12 protein-coding genes are annotated in these 18,191 nt (G+C 51.4%); 5 read left to right on the top strand and 7 right to left on the bottom strand.

Features of this window, described 5'->3' with window-relative positions:
• Positions 1 to 190 precede the first annotated feature (190 nt).
• Together WDJ57_RS16125 and WDJ57_RS16120 are read left to right on the top strand one after the other, a co-directional pair.
• On the top strand, positions 191 to 2,179 hold the full coding sequence (locus WDJ57_RS16125) for a right-handed parallel beta-helix repeat-containing protein (protein ID WP_338901903.1): 1,989 nt from the start codon (positions 191 to 193) through the stop codon (positions 2,177 to 2,179).
• A 149-nt stretch (positions 2,180 to 2,328) separates the two neighbouring features.
• On the top strand, positions 2,329 to 2,616 hold the full coding sequence (locus WDJ57_RS16120; RefSeq protein ID WP_338901902.1) for a hypothetical protein: 288 nt from the start codon (positions 2,329 to 2,331) through the stop codon (positions 2,614 to 2,616).
• Between the two features lie 66 nt (positions 2,617 to 2,682).
• On the opposite strand, the gene WDJ57_RS16115 is transcribed toward WDJ57_RS16120, so the two are convergent.
• Both WDJ57_RS16115 and WDJ57_RS16110 read right to left on the bottom strand, forming a co-directional pair.
• Entirely contained in the window at positions 2,683 to 3,504 is an 822-nt protein-coding gene (locus WDJ57_RS16115; RefSeq protein ID WP_338901901.1) for a hypothetical protein, read from the bottom strand.
• A gap of 137 nt (positions 3,505 to 3,641) precedes the next feature.
• A complete protein-coding gene (locus tag WDJ57_RS16110; RefSeq protein ID WP_338901900.1) occupies positions 3,642 to 5,435 on the bottom strand; it encodes an ABC transporter ATP-binding protein in 1,794 nt (597 codons plus the stop codon).
• Positions 5,436 to 5,735: 300 nt separating this feature from the next.
• Here WDJ57_RS16110 and WDJ57_RS16105 point away from each other — a divergent pair, with 300 nt between their 5' ends.
• On the top strand, positions 5,736 to 6,734 hold the full coding sequence (locus WDJ57_RS16105) for a DUF1616 domain-containing protein (RefSeq protein ID WP_338901899.1): 999 nt from the start codon (positions 5,736 to 5,738) through the stop codon (positions 6,732 to 6,734).
• 118 nt (positions 6,735 to 6,852) lie between these two features.
• Positions 6,853 to 8,736 (top strand): sulfatase, encoded by a 1,884-nt coding sequence (locus WDJ57_RS16100; protein ID WP_338901898.1) that lies wholly within the window; start codon positions 6,853 to 6,855, stop codon positions 8,734 to 8,736.
• A 355-nt stretch (positions 8,737 to 9,091) separates the two neighbouring features.
• Here WDJ57_RS16100 and WDJ57_RS16095 read toward each other — a convergent pair whose 3' ends face one another.
• The 5 genes from WDJ57_RS16095 to WDJ57_RS16075 form a co-directional block, all read right to left on the bottom strand.
• The gene (locus tag WDJ57_RS16095) at positions 9,092 to 10,276 is read right to left on the bottom strand and encodes a glycosyltransferase (RefSeq protein WP_338901897.1); all 1,185 of its coding nucleotides are present in this window, start codon (positions 10,274 to 10,276) and stop codon (positions 9,092 to 9,094) included.
• 307 nt (positions 10,277 to 10,583) lie between these two features.
• On the bottom strand, positions 10,584 to 12,278 hold the full coding sequence (locus tag WDJ57_RS16090) for a hypothetical protein (protein ID WP_338901896.1): 1,695 nt from the start codon (positions 12,276 to 12,278) through the stop codon (positions 10,584 to 10,586).
• A 164-nt stretch (positions 12,279 to 12,442) separates the two neighbouring features.
• Entirely contained in the window at positions 12,443 to 13,810 is a 1,368-nt protein-coding gene (locus tag WDJ57_RS16085) for an NAD-dependent epimerase/dehydratase family protein (protein ID WP_338901894.1), read from the bottom strand.
• A 41-nt stretch (positions 13,811 to 13,851) separates the two neighbouring features.
• Positions 13,852 to 15,009, bottom strand: coding sequence for a DegT/DnrJ/EryC1/StrS family aminotransferase (locus WDJ57_RS16080; RefSeq protein ID WP_338901892.1), 1,158 nt, complete (start codon positions 15,007 to 15,009; stop codon positions 13,852 to 13,854).
• A 386-nt stretch (positions 15,010 to 15,395) separates the two neighbouring features.
• A complete protein-coding gene (locus tag WDJ57_RS16075; RefSeq protein ID WP_338901891.1) occupies positions 15,396 to 16,340 on the bottom strand; it encodes a glycosyltransferase family 2 protein in 945 nt (314 codons plus the stop codon).
• Between the two features lie 577 nt (positions 16,341 to 16,917).
• Here WDJ57_RS16075 and WDJ57_RS16070 point away from each other — a divergent pair.
• A complete protein-coding gene (locus tag WDJ57_RS16070) occupies positions 16,918 to 17,850 on the top strand; it encodes a MarR family transcriptional regulator (RefSeq protein ID WP_338901890.1) in 933 nt (310 codons plus the stop codon).
• Positions 17,851 to 18,191 lie beyond the last annotated feature (341 nt).

Here is an 18,191-nt window from a genome sequence, read left to right as displayed (position 1 = left end):
AACGGTGATAGCGGTCTCTGTGGCCAACATTGATGTCTAGTCCTAATCTATGACAGTTTCAGTAAAAATTGAATTTATACGGCTGTAGCACTACACTCGACTCAGTCAGTATGATGAGCTTCGACGACCGTACTGGACGATCTTCTCTCCCGTCGTGGACGGCCTTTGTGCGATATGGAGCAGAAAAATAATGAGAAAAGATGACAAGCAAAGACACGTGCTCGAATCGCTAACGCGCCGGCAGCTGCTGGCAGCAGCGGCGCTCACCGGAAGCATTGGGGCAGTCGGCGCAACGACAGTCGAAAACATCACCGATTCCAACAATGAAAATCACCAGCCTGCAGGTACCCCTGATGGGAACGGGAGCGAAAGCGGATCTCCGATTGTCATAGACGATTTCGACAGTGGGGAGATACACAACAAGTGGGGAAATGGGGGAAATCACGCTACGACGACAAAATTCGCTCAATCGGGAAACCACTCGGCCTATCGTATCAAGGGGAGTTCGCTCTACGACGATGGGACCAGATTCCCGGCCACAGTGAAAAATGGCGGTCGGTTCATTTCCTGGTCGTTCTATGTTGAGCAAATGAACGAGTGGACATCCACCCGATTGGGGTTCAATGCCGACGGCCCGCCCGCACCCGCTAACTTCAGCGAGTGGTATATTGATTTCGCCAACGACAAACTGCTGTTGCGCGAGCGCGTCAACGGCACGACAAAAGTCACTGCACGGTCGCCGACGCAGCCGTTGACAGCAGGAGAATGGTACGAGATTATCGCATGGTGGAATCACGACACAATGGAGTGTTGGATCTACGATAGCGCTGGCACTGAGGTTGGCCACCTGGCTGCAGACGACCACCGTTATAAGGGTGATTACTGGTGGCTCCTCGATGGGGAGACTGGCACCGCAACGGGCTTTGATAGCATCAAGTTTCACAAAACGCACCCGCACAAAAGTCGCCACTACACTGCCCAGCCACCAACGGAGACGAACACGGACCAGCCGCCACGTTCGGGTTTACATGTCGCCCCCGACGGAAGCGACAGCAACGACGGCACTGCCGACAGCCCCTGGGGCAGCATCATATACGCTCTCAAAGAGCTGGCATCGATGGATGCTTCGGGGGTGACGCTGCACGTCCACGAGGGTACCTACAACGAATCCGCCTCCACCAACAAGTACATAGAAATCGCGGGTTCGAAGAGCAACCCGACAAAGATCGTCGGCCACGGTGACGCCGTGATCAACCTCTCTGGCATCGGTACTGGGGAGTGGGGTGCGGCGATCGCCCTCTATCGGTGCAAGCACCTAACGGTCGAGGGACTCACGTTCGAGGAGTCTCCCGGTTATGGCCTCAGTTCGCAAGAGGCGTGCGTCAATCTCACGATCCGCGATTGCGTGGCCCGCCGAAACGGTCTCTCCGGGTTCCTGATGAACCCCTATGGCGGCGTCCCGAAGGATGCTGTCGTGGTCGAAAATTGTGAATCCTATGCCAACTACCACGGTGCCAATCACGCCGACGGTTTCGGTGTCGGTCCAGACCACGAACATCGGAGCGTTGTCTTCAGAGAGTGCGTTGGCCACCACAACGAAGACGATGGCTTCGACACACACTTCGCCAACGGCGACAAGTTCGTCCGCTGTGTTGCCTATCGCAATGGCTTTGATCTTAACGAACAGCCATGGCATTCAAACAACAGCTCAGGTGATGGTTGGAAACTCGGGAGTCCAAATAGTGCCAGTGGTCCAGCTCATCTGTATGAGTGTGTCGCCTGGGATAACCGCGATTTCCAGTTAACCCTCAATGGCAACCCTCATACCTCCACGTTCTACAACTGCACAGTGTTTAATGAAGCCACGGACACTGCCGGGAGACCGAATGTCGCGGACTGGGCGGGCGCAGATCACGAACTTCGAAACTGTCTCTCACTACATAAAGACGGCAACCACCTGAATAGGCCATCTGAATTCGACGATCAGTATAATAACTGGAATCTTGATATCACTGATCCATCGCTCCAATCACACGAACCCAACAACAAACTCTTTTTGCACCTCACAGAAGGGAGTCCATGTATCGACGCTGGCGTTGACGTCGGACTCGAGTACAGTGGCCGCGCACCGGACTTAGGAGCCTACGAATATGCCCTCGAAACCACGCCGTTACTTTGAGTAGGAACTCACGGCGAAAGCGACGCACAGCGGAACAACTAATAGGGGTTGCCCGAGCCACGGCGTTATAGCCAGAGATCATCGTTATGTGACATCTTGTTACCGGATCAGAAAAACAATTACTATTGTTGAACTTCGTTATCACAGGTATGAAGACAACGCCACCGCAGCGCTTCGCTGTTGCACAACTCTCTCTGATGTTAGTGCTCCTCCTCTGGTTGGCGTTGACCGGAAACCTGCGCCTCGATGGTTTTCTCATCACCTCCTTCGCCCTATTCATTTTACTGAAAGAGTACACGGCGCCATATTCGATAAACCTACCATGGCGAAACCGGATGAGGTGGGCCAGTATCGTTGGATACGCCGTGTTTATTGCGTATGCACTTTACCTCACGTACACATCAGTCGACCAAACAGTTTTAGCGAGGCTATTGTAGCTGAATTCAAGCAGCAACCACTACCTGTGAAGAACGTACAACAACGCGCGAGTAGGGTGGGATAGGTCACCCGTCTTCGGAGAGAGAAGACACAGATTTCGCTCGGAGTCGACTCCGTTTCTCTTCAAGCCAAGCCCATTCCTCCCACCGACACGATATCGAGATCGAACCCTCCTCTACTCCCGTTTGCTCGACGATGACTGGTCGATCAAGGCCGTAGGCGAACACGGCACCGACGAAGGACGTGACAGGGTCGTCGAACCGCTGGCTGGGTTCGATAATACTACCTTCAATCTTGATGTCAGCCCGCTGTTTCGACCGATCGACGTCGCAGGTGGCTGTCGTTGCGAGTTCAAGTCCGTTCTTGAGGCCGTCAATCGTCTGCTGGGCGAGTTCCGTGGGCACATCAGACACTTCTCTTGAGAGTATTTGACAGTACTCGTCAAGGAGTGCGTCGCCAGTCGTGTAGAGCAGGGCGCCCGACCGTTCCTCGTGCACCTCCGACAGCGAGGGACAAGCGGACATATTATTCGCGGGCTCAACGGTATCGACATCTTTGGGAAGAAAAATCACTACCGCTCCGTTTCCGGGCTCCGTGCCGTTGCAGGGAATATAGAAACGCTCACTCTTGCGCTCTGCACTCGGGTAGTACAGTCCCATGTTCGAGGCCAAAACACCGTGTATTTGCTCAAACAGAGATGCGCGGACGAAGAACTGGGGCGTTATGAGATACAGCAACGCACCCGCAATGAGCCCTGTGGCCCCGAGCGCGAGGAGAACTGTCCGCGGAGCTGGCGCAGCCACACCGCTAATAATCGCTGTGATGCCGAAGCCTGCAAAGAGAGCCCAGATGCCCGGCATCTTCCAATAACGATTAATTCTACTCATCTAATTCATCTTTGGTGAGTGGAGTTATAGTTGCTTCCACTAAAACTCATATTAACTCATATAAATTCGTAGTTTAGACCCACTCGTCGGTGATGCTACCTAGCAAGGGGAGCGGGGAATTGAGAGGAGCCAGCGGTTCAGCTACGAACATCGTACAATCGGGCGTACGTTCCGCCCTGCTGGAGGAGTTCACTGTGGGGCCCACGCTCAACAATCTGGCCGTCTTCCATCGTGTAGATCCGATCAGCGTTGATCACAGTCGATAGCCGGTGTGCAATAACGAGTATAGTGTAATCCCGGTCGAGACGTTCGATGTTCCGGTGGACGCGCTCTTCCAGTTCTGTATCGAGATCGCTCGTGGCCTCATCCAATACCAGTAGCTCGGCGTCCTTCAGGAGTGCGCGAGCGATAGCGATTCGCTGGCGTTGTCCGCCCGAGAGCTTGATTCCGTCGTCGCCTAACACTGTATCATAGCCCTGTGGGAGGTCATCAAGGAACTCAGTCACCTGCGCGATCCGGCAAACGCGCTCAATCTCCTCTTGGGTTGCGTTGCGATTGCCGATGGTAACATTCTCTCGAAGGGTTTCGTTGAAGATGTGAGGATTCTGTCTCACGACTGAAATATGTGACCGCCACTTGGAGAGGTCGAACCGATCAATCGGAACTTCGTTCGCTTTGATCACCCCACTATCTGGCCTGTACATCCGGGCGATCAGGGAAACGATCGTTGACTTACCTGCGCCGGACGGCCCGACGAAAGCGGCGAATTCACCACGTTTTACCTGAAATGAGACGTCACTGAGGATCGCGTCGTCTTCTGCCTCGTAGCTGAAGTTGACCGAGTCGAAGGAGACAACATCTATCGGATCAGGGACAGGCTTTTCGCCGCGATTCCACTCATGGTTTGCTTCGAGTTCGTCGATAAACTGTTGTGTTCGAACGAGATGGGGAAGGTCCCCTTCAACGTTGTAAAGTTCCTCGTTGAGTTTGCTCAGGTAGGGTCCAAGTCGAAAGACAGCAAACAGGAAAATACCGAGCTTGCCGACCGTCAGCGCAGTAAAGGTTATTGCGAGATATATGAGAATGAAAACCGACATCGCAGTCGAGAGTTCGTGAAGATTTCGGATGCCCGCTGCGTTGCGCGAGAGCCGGATTTTCGAGCGTTCGAAACTCTCGACAGCGTCGGTGAACTGTGAGAGTAACTCCTGGCGCATCCCGAAGAGCTTCACATCGCGAATTCCCTGCGTACCTGCCTGCGCGGCTTCCTGAATCTGCTCGTTTGCACCGGCGACTTCGTCTCCAAGCGAATACGCACCCTCAAGAGCATACCTGAAGAGGAGTGTTAATCCACCGAAAAAGACCGCGAACAGAATCGTTAATACCGGAGCGACGATGAGCGCAACGGTGAGGAACATCGCAGCCATGAATCCCTGCTGCAGGATTTCAATCGAGCGCCTGATCACCTTGCCGGCGTATTCCGACTGCGTGACGATTGCGTTCAGGATGTCATCTGAGCCTTCATTATCGAAATAGGAAATACGAGCATCAACCGCGCTTTCGAAGCCCTCCTCCTGTAGATACCGGATGTATTGCGTCTGAATCGCCACTTTGAGCCACGCGACGAGAAAACTCAGCGTAAATCGAACCGTCATGACTATTCCGACTCCAGCGACAAGATAACCTAATGTGAACGGCACCCCTGCGGCTTGATATACGTTTAAGAACAGCCCGAGAAGCCCCTCTGCATCACCAGGGCTAATCTGATTATTCTGCGCAAGTTCGATGATTGGGAGAATAAAACTAATACCGATGCCCTCAAAAACTGCTGCGCCTATGCTGAGGATGATGATACCGGTTGTGTACAGAGGGCGAAACTGAGCGACTCGGTAGAGTGCAGTGAGTTTCGCCCGACGGGTGTAATTATCGCTCATCTTTTCATTGCATGCTAATTGTGGTCATAGATAGGACACGCTTGATACACTAAATAATTGATGAAGAGGCGGTACTCACACCCATCAGTCGCCCAGAGGAGATGGCACGTATCTCACCCAATTGCCTTTGAGTCCGTGCCACGCAGGGACAGACAGCCTTGCTGGAGGATGTATTTATCATGAACACTGTTAGTCTGTTCACGGGCTCAACGTATGGTAGTGACGGTTGAATACTGATCAGCCACGCTGGGCAGCGCGAACGAAGACTTTTATTTTCAGAGACAGAATCGCTGAATACCGATGGCTATCTCGACTGTCCGGCAGAGCGAAGACCTCGTTGCCGTCATGCTGGCTGCCGTCATTCTCTGCGGAGCGGTTGTGGTCACCCCAGTCAATCATTCGCTGCTGCTGACAGTACTCGCGTTGCCCCTCGCCCTCTTTTTTCCAGGGTACGCGCTGATTGCCGCTCTTTTTCCAGAGGAAGGAAAGGGGCCGCCAACGGATGACCCGGGCAGGGAAGGTACCGGCAGAGAGTTCATATTGGATTTGAATTCAGGGATCGACATGATCGAGCGAATGGTCTTCTCTTTCGTGATGAGCATTTTGATGACGTCATTCCTCGGAATTCTACTTGACACGACACCCTTTAGCTTGAGACGCGAATCCATCGCTGTTACGCTAACTGTAGTAATCGTCGTCACGGCAGGTGTTGGGATGGTCCGTCGGACCTCAATTCCGCCTGAAAATCGATTCAACATTCGTAAACACCTCGTCCAACAGGGTCAGCGGATGACGACTGCCTCGCGGTCGACTTTCGTGATTAATGGACTGATAATCGCCTGTCTCATAATCACGGCCTCAGGAGCAATATACGCAGCGCAAAAGGCAGACGAGGGAGAGACGTTCACGGAACTGTATTTGCTGTCAGAAGATGGCAGCGGCAATCTTATCAATGAAGTCCCACAGGAATTCACGAGTGGCAAAAACGAGACCGTCCACATCGGAATAGAGAATCATGAACAGAGAGAAGTGACCTACACTGTTAGTATCCAACTCCAACGGATCGATCACCAGTCAAACCAGATCGTGCGATCTGCGAAACTGGATCGCTACCAGGTCACGCTTGGAGAAGGCGAGGAGTCGGTCAAGAAGCGACAAATTCAACCTCCACTCGAAGGTGAAAATATGCGTCTCGTCGTATTCCTCTACAGAGGGACTCAGATGAGAGAACCGACGACAGAAAATGCCTATCGGGACGTTTACGCATGGGTCAACGTGATCGAAGGAGAAAGTACGTAATCAATTCGTTCTCCTCTTTTGACCCGGGAGACCATGCCGTTGTGAGCTCCGCTACATCGGGTCAACAGTGTTCAGATATTTGTCCACTGATTGTTTGTATAGGAAATGAGCTAGAGATATGGAAAGAAGTTTGCTCAAGAAAGTGCTTCGAACCGCTCGCCGCGGCGATCTCAGATCTCTCTGGGAGGGCATGATATCTCGTTTGCAGATACCGATCCCAGAGACAGTCGAAGTCATTACCGAGGAGAAGAGCCCGTGCTGGCTCATCTCAAGCGAAACTCGGCAGATGTTCCGACTCACCGAAAGCAACTATGCGCCTGTAATCGACGCTAGCCGGCTCACGCTCCAATCGGAGACCAATGCTGAACAAATAGAGGTCCCTATCATTGGGATCCACCACTCTGACAGTGTCTCCCTTCGGCAAATCGAGTCGGACTCGGGGAAGATTCTCGCAGAGACTTCAATTGAGATCGACCACTCTTTCGACTATCCGCCGGTCTTGTGGCAGACATTCGATCTTGCCTGTGATGATCGAGCGGTCACGATACAGATTAGTGCGGATGACGCTGAGTCCAGCTGGGACGTCATTCCTGCTCATCTCTTTGAACTCGACCGTCGGACAGAGCTAGCATCGACAAAACTCGGTTGCCCTGCCATCATTCCCGAACGCCCCCAGCCACCGATCCTGCTTATTTCAATTGACGCCCTGAGGTACGACTGTCAAGAGGAGCTCCGTCCCATGATTGACGAGCTTGAGCCGGACGCTATCTTTCCCTCGGAGCCGCGGACACAAGGAACCTGGACACCGCCATCCCACGCATCAATGTTCACCGGGACACACCCGGGAAAGCACGGATACGTCGGGTGGGGCGAAGGAAAAGGAGATAAACGCCCGATAGATCCCGACCTAACCACGATTCCGGAACTGCTGAGCGACGCCGGGTACAAGTGCTCTGGGCTGGTCAGTCACACACGGATTCTCCCAGAGTTCGGTTTTGGTCGCGGATTTCACCGATTTTACAGCGACAGAATGTCTTTCGCGGACTGGATCACTCGTTCAAGCGACGCAAAAGCGAGTGTTAATACGCTGATCGACTGGATCGAAAAGGATCTGAACAAGCGCGAGCACAGTTTATTCTACTTTCTACATGTCTTCGATCCTCACTACCCCTATATTCCCCCGACGGAGTCACTCGATTCACCAACGATCGACTTCACGAAACCCAAGAGATACTGGAGCCAGCGCGAAGCAGCGCGGGGAGACAACTGGAGCTACCTTGATGGGGCTCGCGGCGATCTTGATATAGATCCGCACCTCTCTGAAGAGATGAAAAGCTGGTACGCAAAGTCAGTTACGTATACCGCAAACCAGATCGCGAAACTGCTCCAGTATCTTAAAAGAGCTGGGCTCTTCGATCATGCCCTAATCCTGATCACTGGTGACCACGGCGAAGAGTTCGGAGAACGTGGATTCACGACTCATAATTCCCTGTACGATGAGAACATTCGACCATTCATGGCTATCAAGCCCCCTGCAGACAGTGACTGGGATAGCAGAGAACAGGTCGACGCTATTGATTTTCTCCCAACGATCGCTGAATTGGTAAATGCGGAGGTTCCCAAGCACTGTGATGGGACGGCACTGCAGACTGACGACCACAACGGAATCCGGATTACTGAGCGAATTTACCCAGATTGGTACAATGTAGCTGTAGAGAGCGATGGAATAAAAGGGATATTCACGTACGAATCAAACTACCCCGACCGGCCCTGTCGGGATGGTATAGAACGCGGCCCCCAGCTGAGTGAATATTACCGGCTCGAGAGAGTTCGATCAGGAAATTACGGTGAAGCAGACATTGCTCCGAGACAGAAGAATAAACTCCAAACAATAATCGAAGAGTTTGTCGTGGATACTATGAAAGAGTACACGGCGGACGTTACTGCGTCCCAACCGTCGTCTGAGACGATGAGCCATCTCAAAGATCTCGGCTACAAGTGAGGAAGAGGAACTGACAGTCACCCAGCGGTTCTTTGATTCTCCACATATTCTCTGATACTCTTCCGTTAGCCGTAGCACTCGTCATAGGCCTTCACTCTCAGTTTCGAAGTGGACCGGAAACGGGAGGGCCAAGCAAACACCATTCTTGAACAGTTCTCACAACCGTTTTATGTCGTGGACATTGCCGAGAAACTGCTTGAAAACGGCTGAGGAGTTATATATCCCAACAGAGGGATAGATTGATCGAGAGAATAGCAACGAGATTGATGTGAGACAGAGCGGTTGGTTCGGCTATATCAGACTATGTCTTCGCGACCGATTGCACTGCCTGTCTCGGCATCACTTGTGCGAGCGGTCATTGGTTGGGAACGCGCTCACTCTTCTCAGTCGAATCTCCTCCTTCGGACGTATACACCGATTCGAAATCGGAGACCATACTCGAGAGACTGTATTGTTCTGTCGCTTCACGCGAGGCTGACTGACCGAGTTCGTCTGCCAGTGTTCGGTCACCTAACAACTTGTTAACCGCGTCTCCAATTGCGTTAGGGGCCTCTGCTGGAATCAGCAGTCCTGTCTCTTCGTTGGTGATCAATTCGTCGTTGCCGTTGACAGCGGTAGCCACAATCGGGAGACCAGCCGCCATTGCCTCCTGTAACGCACCCGGGAGCCCTTCGAAGTAGGATGGGAAGACAAAGACGTCCATGAGCGCGAGGAGTTGTGGGATGTCGTCACGCACGCCAGTGAAGTGTATCGATCCGGAACAGCCAAGCGCCCGAGCCTGGCGACAGAGGGCATCACGTCTGGGGCCATCGCCCACCAAAACCATGTGTGAATCCGGATTGGCTGATCGGATCTGCGGCCACGCCGCAATGAGATCCTGATGACCTTTCCGTTCAATGAATCTGCCGACAGACCCAACAACCGGGCTGTTCTCGGGGACATCAATGTCGTCTCTGAGCCCCACCGGCGTTGCGTCCCGATACTTTCCGAGTCGCCGTCCATTTCTGATGACAGTGACCCGCTCAGCCGGCGCACCACGATCGATAGCGAACTCCGCTCCAGCTTCCGAGTTCGATACAATAACGTCCGACGCTCGGATAGTCGCCATATCGGCGACGGTTTTCAACGGGTGAGGATCGGTTGGCACTGACCGAACACCGGTAATAACTGTTGTCGCCGGCGAAACTAGCCCGGCCATTCTAGCTATCACGTTGTCGAAAAAAAGGAACGACTGGAGGACGTCTGGTTGCTCGCGTCGAACCGCAGACAAAAACCGAACCGGAGCCCGGAGATACTGGGTCTGATCGGCGGCGCGGTAGTGATACGACTGCTTGTCGTCGGCAGACGATCGAACGCCGAGCGACCGATGGCTCACACCGTCTAACTCACTCGCGAGCGGGTTCCGATCGAACACGGTGAACACAGTTGGATTAAACCGGTCTCTGTTGAGACTGGTGGCAAGGTCAACGAGGGTTCGCTCGGTGCCACCCACAGGGAGGGCAGCGATCAGATACCAGACGGACGTTTTGTCGTCGGTCATCTTGAGACGTGACCTCCTGTGCTCGCCAAGTGAGCCTCACGGTTGATATTTGCTGGCCCCTCTCGTTCAGGAGCGGTGTACCCCTGTTGATTACTGGTTTTTTTCATTGTGACCTGAGAAGTGCAGTCCCGTTGCTAAGCCTTCCCACAAGGCCGATAACTCTTTTAACGAGGAACATGCCATCGTATCAATACGACTCCGGAATTCGTATTCAAGCTTTGGACTCACTGAGTTCACGCTACAGCTTCGAGTGACTTCCGCCAACAGCAGACCCGAAATGGGTGCCAGAAAATGCGAAGATTCTCCTCTAGAAAGCAGCCGACAGCTCTCTCATTCCTTGCTTGAGGGCGTACTTGTTCCGAACTTTCTGTTTGCCGTCAACGAGAGTAATCGTCCCGCGTGACGACAACGTGTGCATACCGTCGCGGTAAGGGTATCGCGTTGTCGGTTGTAGTTCTGCAACCGCTTCCTCGGCGTACTGGGAGGGAGAAAGTTCGGTTACTCGATTAATCACGATCCGTTTTCCGTAATCTCCGGCACTATATTGGGCCGGCCGGTAGAGTTGCTCGTCCTTGACGAAAGGCGTTCCCCCGGGACGTGCAGTCCGGATATCTGTCTTGACGGGATTGTTTCGGTGAGGCCTCCAGTCTCCCGTTAGCGTCTCTGCATACCGGAGATAGAGTTTTGTATTGTCATAGGCCTTCTCTGTGTGAAACATCCACCAGCGACCCTTGTGTTCAAAAACAGTTGGATCGATACAAGCGACATCACGAGCCAATGTGGCTTTAATCTCCCACTCAGAGGGGCGAATTACCTGATAGAGTCGGATTTCCTCTGATTCGTGGACTTCAGGAGTGGCATATACATCGCCCTCGTGTTTGAATATATACGGATAAGACATGTGAAACGGCTCCTCGTGAGCCGTTTGGAGGGCACCTCTTTCGAATCCGTTTGGATACTCCAGATATGAAATTTTGCCTTTCCAATCCGGGTACGAGAAGTCTTCAACAAAAATGTACGTCGTCCCGTCGATTGTTATCGGAAACGGATCCGCAATGTACCCATCTTCTCTTGGTTGGGGACACCAGTTGATTTCTGGATCAACTGGTCCGTTCACACATTCTTCGATCGACGTCTCGAGCACTCCAACGTTCCAGCAGTCAATTCCGCTAAACAACTCTGTCCCCAACGAGTAGGTCCTCTTCAGATTGTACGAGAGAATGTGAAGCGGCGAGGGAGTGCTACGGTTGTGAATCTCGGTTTTAACAGGAGAAGTATCAGTATACTCGTCATTTTTATTGACGATGTCAATTGCAGCTTGCGTCGGCCACTCTGTCGTTCCGTAGAACACGTGGTCGAGATTCCTGGCATAGGAAAACTGGTTCGTCGAGAAGTAACCCTCCCTGAGAACTCTGTCTCGCTGGTCCTGGCCCATTATTTGATTCAAGCTGGCTTTTGTTACGGTCAGCCCCTCGTAAATTTCCCAGAAACCGGGGACATCACTACGGTCATCCTGTTCGCCTCCATGACAGAACGACCAAACTCCGTATTGCGGTATGTGAAGGATCTCCCCCTCAAGTGAGCCCGGGATAAACAGTAGCACGAAATCCAGATCGTAATCTTCGATTGTCCGGATATCTTCCTCTGTCAAACTCCGAGATGTGGCGCTTCCCTCTAACTGGCATCGAATGTGGTCGATTGAGGCTAGCTCTTTTGTTAAATCGACTGATGAGATGCAGGATGGGTGATCTATCGACGAGCGGTACCAGTCCCAAAACGTCCTGTATACACCTTCTCTGGAGGTTTCCCCAACGCCTGGGAGAGACGAATTTGGTATTGTTTCTGTCTCAGTATATGTAGGTTCTCCATCGTCAACGATCAGGAGTTCGAGGTGGGTGCATTCAAGATCGCGTAATTTCTTAAGACACTCCGCCTGCCAGTCCGGAAAAATGGTTCCAGCAGCCAGGATTCCAAACGTCAGTTCTGAAGAGCTCTCCGACATAATCTGTCTATTTCAGTGTAATGTGACTCGATTGTTATCGACACTTCACGATGTAGTCAGGTCTGTTCTTGCCACGGGCACGCACCCGTTGCCACAAACAACAGACGCCAATAGGGATCGAACGATCACTCTAATCCCACTGTGAGTCCCCCATGGGAGTGGTGCTAATTCCCTGCGGCACTCCTGCTGACGCTGTCTCCGTCTTGAAGACTTTTGTAGTTGTGATACCTTTTATCAGTGAAATCATCGAACTTACCATTCTCGAAGGCCTCCTTTATTTCATTGACTGCGCCACGGATAGTACGTTGAGTCTCGTAATCAACTGTCTCTCGGATCTTGGAGAAGTCTACCCTGTAGCTACGCTCGTCTTCCTCTTCGGGGTAGGGCTCAATCTCTGCCTGCGGGAAGCACTCCGAGACGATGGCTCCGATCTCTTTAATTCTGTAGTTTTGCTCATTGGATCCAACATTGAATACTTCGCCGCTCACTTCTTCGATTGGTGATTCGAGGCAGGCAATGAATGCCCGCGTAGCGTCGGCTACGTGGATATTCGGCCGATATTGGTTGCCACCGAAAATAGGAATCTCGCCCTTATTATATGCCTTGGCGGCCAGGATGTTCACAACAAGGTCAAACCGCATTCGAGGAGAAAGACCATACACAGTGGCCATCCTTAGGACAGTCGGATGAAAGGTGTTGTCTGCGAGTTCAAGTATGGCTTTCTCCGAATTGATTTTTGTTTTGGTGTACAGTGAGAGCGGATTGAGTTTGGACTCTTCGGTAAGCAATGAACTCTCGTCTTCAGTTCGCCCGTACACACTACAGGTTGAGGCAAAGAAGAACCGATTGACCTGGTGATAATCACAGAGTCTTGCTGCCATCGTGGCAGCGTGATAGTTCATCTCTAAGGTCTTTTGCGTATCGATACTGGAAGCGGGATCGCCGACCAACGCGGCAAGATAAATAACCGCATCAACTCCGCAAATCGCCTGTGTGACCGTTTCGATGTTTCTCATATCACCCTGTGTAAACGAAAAGCGGTCATGTGCAGTCAACGATCGAATGCCGTGGTTGCCGTAAAGCAGATTGTCCAAAACATTGACTTCGTATCCCTCGTCGAGTAACTGGCGGCACAAAGTCGAACCGAGATATCCAGCGCCCCCGATGACTAGCACTCTGTTAATGCCATTTCTGACCGCCGGCCGTTCCTCGATACCATCGCCAGTCACCGAAACATTCCGAGCATCGATGACACGATCGTTCTCGTCCAGAACGGGGATGAGCAGCGTTCCGCTCGATCCTGCCCGCTCCCGTACTTTCTGAAGGGGAAGGTTCGACATGAAGTCGGCTTCCGGCCAAGAATTGCGGATGTATACCGGATCCTCGGTTAGAACCCTTCTCACGGAGGCGTCGAGATCAAGGCCATCAAGGATTCCACGACGGATATCACCATCAGTTACCGTCCCAACAAGTCGCTCCTCATCGTTGACAACGATCACTGATCCCTGTTCGTTCCGATCGATTGCTTCCATTGCTTCAGTCAATGACAGTGTTTGTGGTATTCGATATTGTGTCATTTGATTAATTTATATTCACAGCATTCGTTGATTCCTTCTTCAACAGCCGTGACGATTCGTTCAACCTCTTCAGAAGAGAGGTCGGGGTGTAGCGGTAAGGAAAGTACCCGCGAGGAGATCTCGTCTGTTACCGGAAGCGATTCGCCTCCCTGCTTATGGGTATCTCGGTAATACTGTGTCGCATGAATCGGCGGGTCCCAGTAGACTTTCGATGAAATATCATCCTCAGATAACTTTTCAACGACAATATCTCTGTTTACATCGCTATCGAAAAGTACGGTGTACAGTTGGTAGACATGGCGACCATCTGTACCGCGTGCATGTGGTCTAACACCCGGCATTGATTCGAAAGCACGATTTAGGCGCTCGGCAACCCTCCGACGTGCTTCGATAATCTGCTTGACCTTGTCTATTTGTGCGCATCCGACGCTCGCTGTTAAGTCCGACATCCTGTTGTTAGTTCCAAGCGATACGTATGTTCCAGAGCCAGTATCCTCAAAGTATGCTGATGAGGCGCGACCATGCGACGTATACCGTTGGAGATTCCGAGCAATTGTGTCGTCGTCGGTGAGGACCGCGCCTCCTTCTCCAGTAGTAATAACCTTGTTCTGACAGAAGCTTAAAGCAGCACTATCGCCGAACGTCCCAACCTTCTTCCCGTTCAATTTGGCACCGAGTGCCTCCGCTGCATCTTCGACAAGGGCGAGATCGTATTCGTCTGCAAGTTTAGCGAGTTCATCAATTCGACAGGAAGCACCGTAACAGTGCACTGGCAGAATTGCTGCCGTATCTGCCGTTATCCGCCTTTGAACATCGTGTGGATCAAGTCCCAAGGTATCAGGTTCAATGTCTGCAAATACGGGTTCTCCACCAGCTAGTCTAACTGCATTCGCCGTAGCAATAAACGTAAATGAGGGAACGATCACTTCATCATCGCCACCAATACCGAGTGCTTTCAGCGCCGCGACGAGAGCCGTCGTCCCAGAGTTGACTGTGACGGCATGTTCACGGTCAAAATACTGTTCCAGTTTCGCCTCGAACCGGTCCACGTACGGTCCTTTCGCCCAATACCCACCTCTCGTGATCGAATCAATCGCGTTCTTTACTTCGTCCTCGTCCCAATAGATTTCGAATACTGGAATTGAATTTGTCATTGTTTGTGAATCTGTCCAAATGCCACCTCGGGATTCTACGTGAAAAAGGTTGGTCCACAATATATTTTACGTACAGAACGCCACGTAGAGGATTGGATCCACGAATCAAACGATATTGAGTTCTTCGGCCGCCCTTCTCCCGCTAGTCAGGTACAGACAGTAACAAGAACGACCGCGGTAGAAACTCGCGACATAAGCTACCCCCACTGGCAGAGATTACTCATTGGACGCTTCTCAGGCTCAACTACTGAGCAAATAAGAGGTTGCCCACCGGTACAGACTACAATGTCAACTACCCCTCCCTACTCGCTCCCTTCGCTCTGCTTCGGTCGCTCCTTGAGGAAGGGGACTCCGCGCTACCGTTTTAGTTGAAACTCATCAGGCGGCTACGACTCTTTCATCATATCTAATATCTGATTTAGCACAACTGCAGAGAAGAGGCAAAGCGTGCCGACAATGATACTAAACAAGCTGATGAGTAGACGCCACTGGGGGAAAATACTGGTTGATTGGTATAGCATTGCGCTGTGGCCGGCGATTACTCCACCAAGAATCAGCGCAAAGAGTCCAGGGACTCCAAAGAACACAAGCGGATGCTGATTTCGAATTAATTGTAACACGACTACTAATACTGAAAGACCATGGCGTAGTGGATTGGAGTTTTGTCCATCCACTTCTCGATATTTCACGTCAATCGGGACTTCCTTGATTTCAAGGTCCTCATCCATAGCCGCACTAATCATTTCGCTTTCGACGCCGTATCCATTCGTGGTTATAGAGAGTTCCTCAATTGCGGTTGGCGAGAGTGCACGGAATCCGCTCTGTGAGTCTGAGACGCTCTTGCCAGACGAACCCGCAGTAGCAAAATCAAGTACCTTCTGCCCAAGCCGACGATAGAGAGGTGTTTCTGTCTTGTTCTGGTCGATATATCGACTCCCAATGACCATGTCACACTCATGTTCAACGATTGGCTTGGCGACGCTACGGATATCTCTGGGTACATGCTGACCGTCACCATCTAATAACACCATCCCATCGTACTCCCCATTCTGAAATTGAGTAAATATCGTCTGAATAGCGGCTCCTTTCCCCCGGTTTACGTTATGGCAAATCACAGTCGCACCTGCCTCGCGTGCAATATTGGCGGTCGCATCTCCACTCCCGTCGTCGATAACAAGGACGTTATCCGTTAGCGTCCTTACAGACAGTACGATACTCCCGATGGCAATTTCCTCATTATAGGCAGGAATCCCGACGAGAATATTGGAAAATTTCTCTCTGGAGGCGACTGTACCTTTTCCGTCACTGCGACCGGATTCTATTGAAGCCATGATGATTAATAGCAGTAGTGCTTCATCGTTAGGTTCGTAATGACAATGGCCGTGGATGGCTACTTATCTCTTGTCCCACAAAGAGTGTTCTAACATTCTGTTTGCCAGGTGAACTACCCCTGCCTACTCGCCGCCTTCGGCGGCTCCTTGAGGCAGGGCTTCCTGCTTCTAAGATGCGCTTTGCAGGAACTATCGTGATTCCCGTGGGGACGCTGTATCCCCTCCTATTGCGCTCCTGAAGGGAGGGGGCTTAGCGCCTGCTAACAGCTAATCATAGCCCTGCGTAGCGTGATATCTCTAGTGCCGATTTCTACACATAGCCACATATTGATAGACTTTTAATAAGATGTCTTCCTAACCTATCAAATTATTTGTACAGAATAACATCCGAGTACTCAATGAACTATAGCGACTGTTAAGTGAGCGTAGTAATTGCCGCCCGAGTGCAAATTAATATTGAAATTACCAAAAATTGTGAAATGGTACGTAAAATTAATTTATTTGTTACTACATAACAAAAAACGTTGATAATAGACACTCCCGTCATTACACGGATACCTCTGTAGGAGGCTTGAGTGTGAACAAAAGTAAAAGCCAGAACGGAGAAGACTCGTCAATACCAAGAGCGCTGATACACAAGAAAATCCTCGATACAGCGAAAGAGCATCCCACAGCATCAATTCGAGAACTCGCTACAAAAGTCGACGGTGCTTCGAAACACCTCGTCGAGCGTGTGATAGAGCAATACGGAGATCCTGTTCACGATGAAGAAGAGGGCGACTCCGATAGTAACGGCGAGAGTATCATTGAAGACGAACAAAATAGTGAAAAATCGGTGTTGGGTCATGAACAAAGGAATGAGCAAACTCCGAATGAAAAAGAATCAAACATGGTAGCACATGCCGAAACGGAGATCGACAATATTTCAGAACAACAAGAAAAACCGCAGGAAGCCGCTAATACTCAGAAAGAAAGCGCCAAAACGGAGGCAGATGGTGAAACGGTTGCATCACCGGTGGAGAATTCCAGTAATGGAAAAAGGGAACCGAGTAGTAATTCTTCAGCTCCGGATCCAGATCAACTTACTGAAAAACAAATACGAGTTCTTCTCGCAATTCGTGATCGACCGCACGCAACCCAAGCAGAACTGTCGGAGCTCTTTGACATCAGCCGAGCGACTATCAGCCAACGAGTCAACGCTATTGAGGGATTCGAGTGGAGGAATAGACAAGAAATCGTTGATGCTGTATTTACCGAAAATGAATCAATGGCCGACAGCGAGGACACGCACGAATCTGTTGAAGAACTAAGGTCACATATAGATCAGCTTAGAAAGCGCATCGAATCGTTAGAAGGGGCCGTTGAGGAAGTAAACGAGTCCACGCAAACTCCCTTTGCGAATCCAGAACTCGCCACCAAAATTGTCAGAGCTTGTGTTGAGTCTAACCAGGTCACCGAAGAAGACGAAGAGGAAATAATAAAGGAATTGATCGGGTCAGGCTGTCCGTGAAACAAGCCTTTGAAATCGACCAGAAATTCTCTCGGGTCTAAGCAGTAGTTGCTGAAGTAGCGGAGAGTCGATTGTCATCGCTACCGTCCCCTTGATCTGGTCGAGACAGCCGAGCAAAACCGGTGAGCAGGCCGGCGTAGTCGCTGTTTCCTGAGATTGAGTTCGATGTCCCCGACAACGGGACATATCCGTACGAAGGACTTCCAACGAATCCTTCGCACGGATATCATTCGACAATGAGTTCGCTAACACGGGCGCGAAAGCCTATCAACTCGCTCACGGTGACAACGTTGCGGTCGACACACAGTCACAGCATTCATTAGCGAGAGCATTGCTGTAGC

The sequence above is a fragment of the Salinibaculum sp. SYNS191 genome, from assembly GCF_037338445.1.
In the GTDB taxonomy this organism is placed as follows: Archaea; Halobacteriota; Halobacteria; order Halobacteriales; family Haloarculaceae; genus Salinibaculum; species Salinibaculum marinum.
The sequence above is the reverse complement of the archived record's forward strand: the minus strand, read 5'-3'. Positions and strand labels throughout refer to the sequence as shown.

Excerpts from the sequence above, each read along its gene's own strand:
- WDJ57_RS16125 (WP_338901903.1), top strand. The coding sequence starts at position 191 with ATGAGAAAAGATGACAAGCAAAGACACGTGCTCGAATCGCTAACGCGC.
- WDJ57_RS16120 (WP_338901902.1), top strand. The coding sequence starts at position 2,329 with ATGAAGACAACGCCACCGCAGCGCTTCGCTGTTGCACAACTCTCTCTG.
- WDJ57_RS16115 (WP_338901901.1), bottom strand. The coding sequence starts at position 3,504 with ATGAGTAGAATTAATCGTTATTGGAAGATGCCGGGCATCTGGGCTCTC.
- WDJ57_RS16110 (WP_338901900.1), bottom strand. The coding sequence starts at position 5,435 with ATGAGCGATAATTACACCCGTCGGGCGAAACTCACTGCACTCTACCGA.
- WDJ57_RS16105 (WP_338901899.1), top strand. The coding sequence starts at position 5,736 with ATGGCTATCTCGACTGTCCGGCAGAGCGAAGACCTCGTTGCCGTCATG.
- WDJ57_RS16100 (WP_338901898.1), top strand. The coding sequence starts at position 6,853 with ATGGAAAGAAGTTTGCTCAAGAAAGTGCTTCGAACCGCTCGCCGCGGC.
- WDJ57_RS16095 (WP_338901897.1), bottom strand. The coding sequence starts at position 10,276 with ATGACCGACGACAAAACGTCCGTCTGGTATCTGATCGCTGCCCTCCCT.
- WDJ57_RS16090 (WP_338901896.1), bottom strand. The coding sequence starts at position 12,278 with ATGTCGGAGAGCTCTTCAGAACTGACGTTTGGAATCCTGGCTGCTGGA.
- WDJ57_RS16085 (WP_338901894.1), bottom strand. The coding sequence starts at position 13,810 with ATGGAAGCAATCGATCGGAACGAACAGGGATCAGTGATCGTTGTCAAC.
- WDJ57_RS16080 (WP_338901892.1), bottom strand. The coding sequence starts at position 15,009 with ATGACAAATTCAATTCCAGTATTCGAAATCTATTGGGACGAGGACGAA.
- WDJ57_RS16075 (WP_338901891.1), bottom strand. The coding sequence starts at position 16,340 with ATGGCTTCAATAGAATCCGGTCGCAGTGACGGAAAAGGTACAGTCGCC.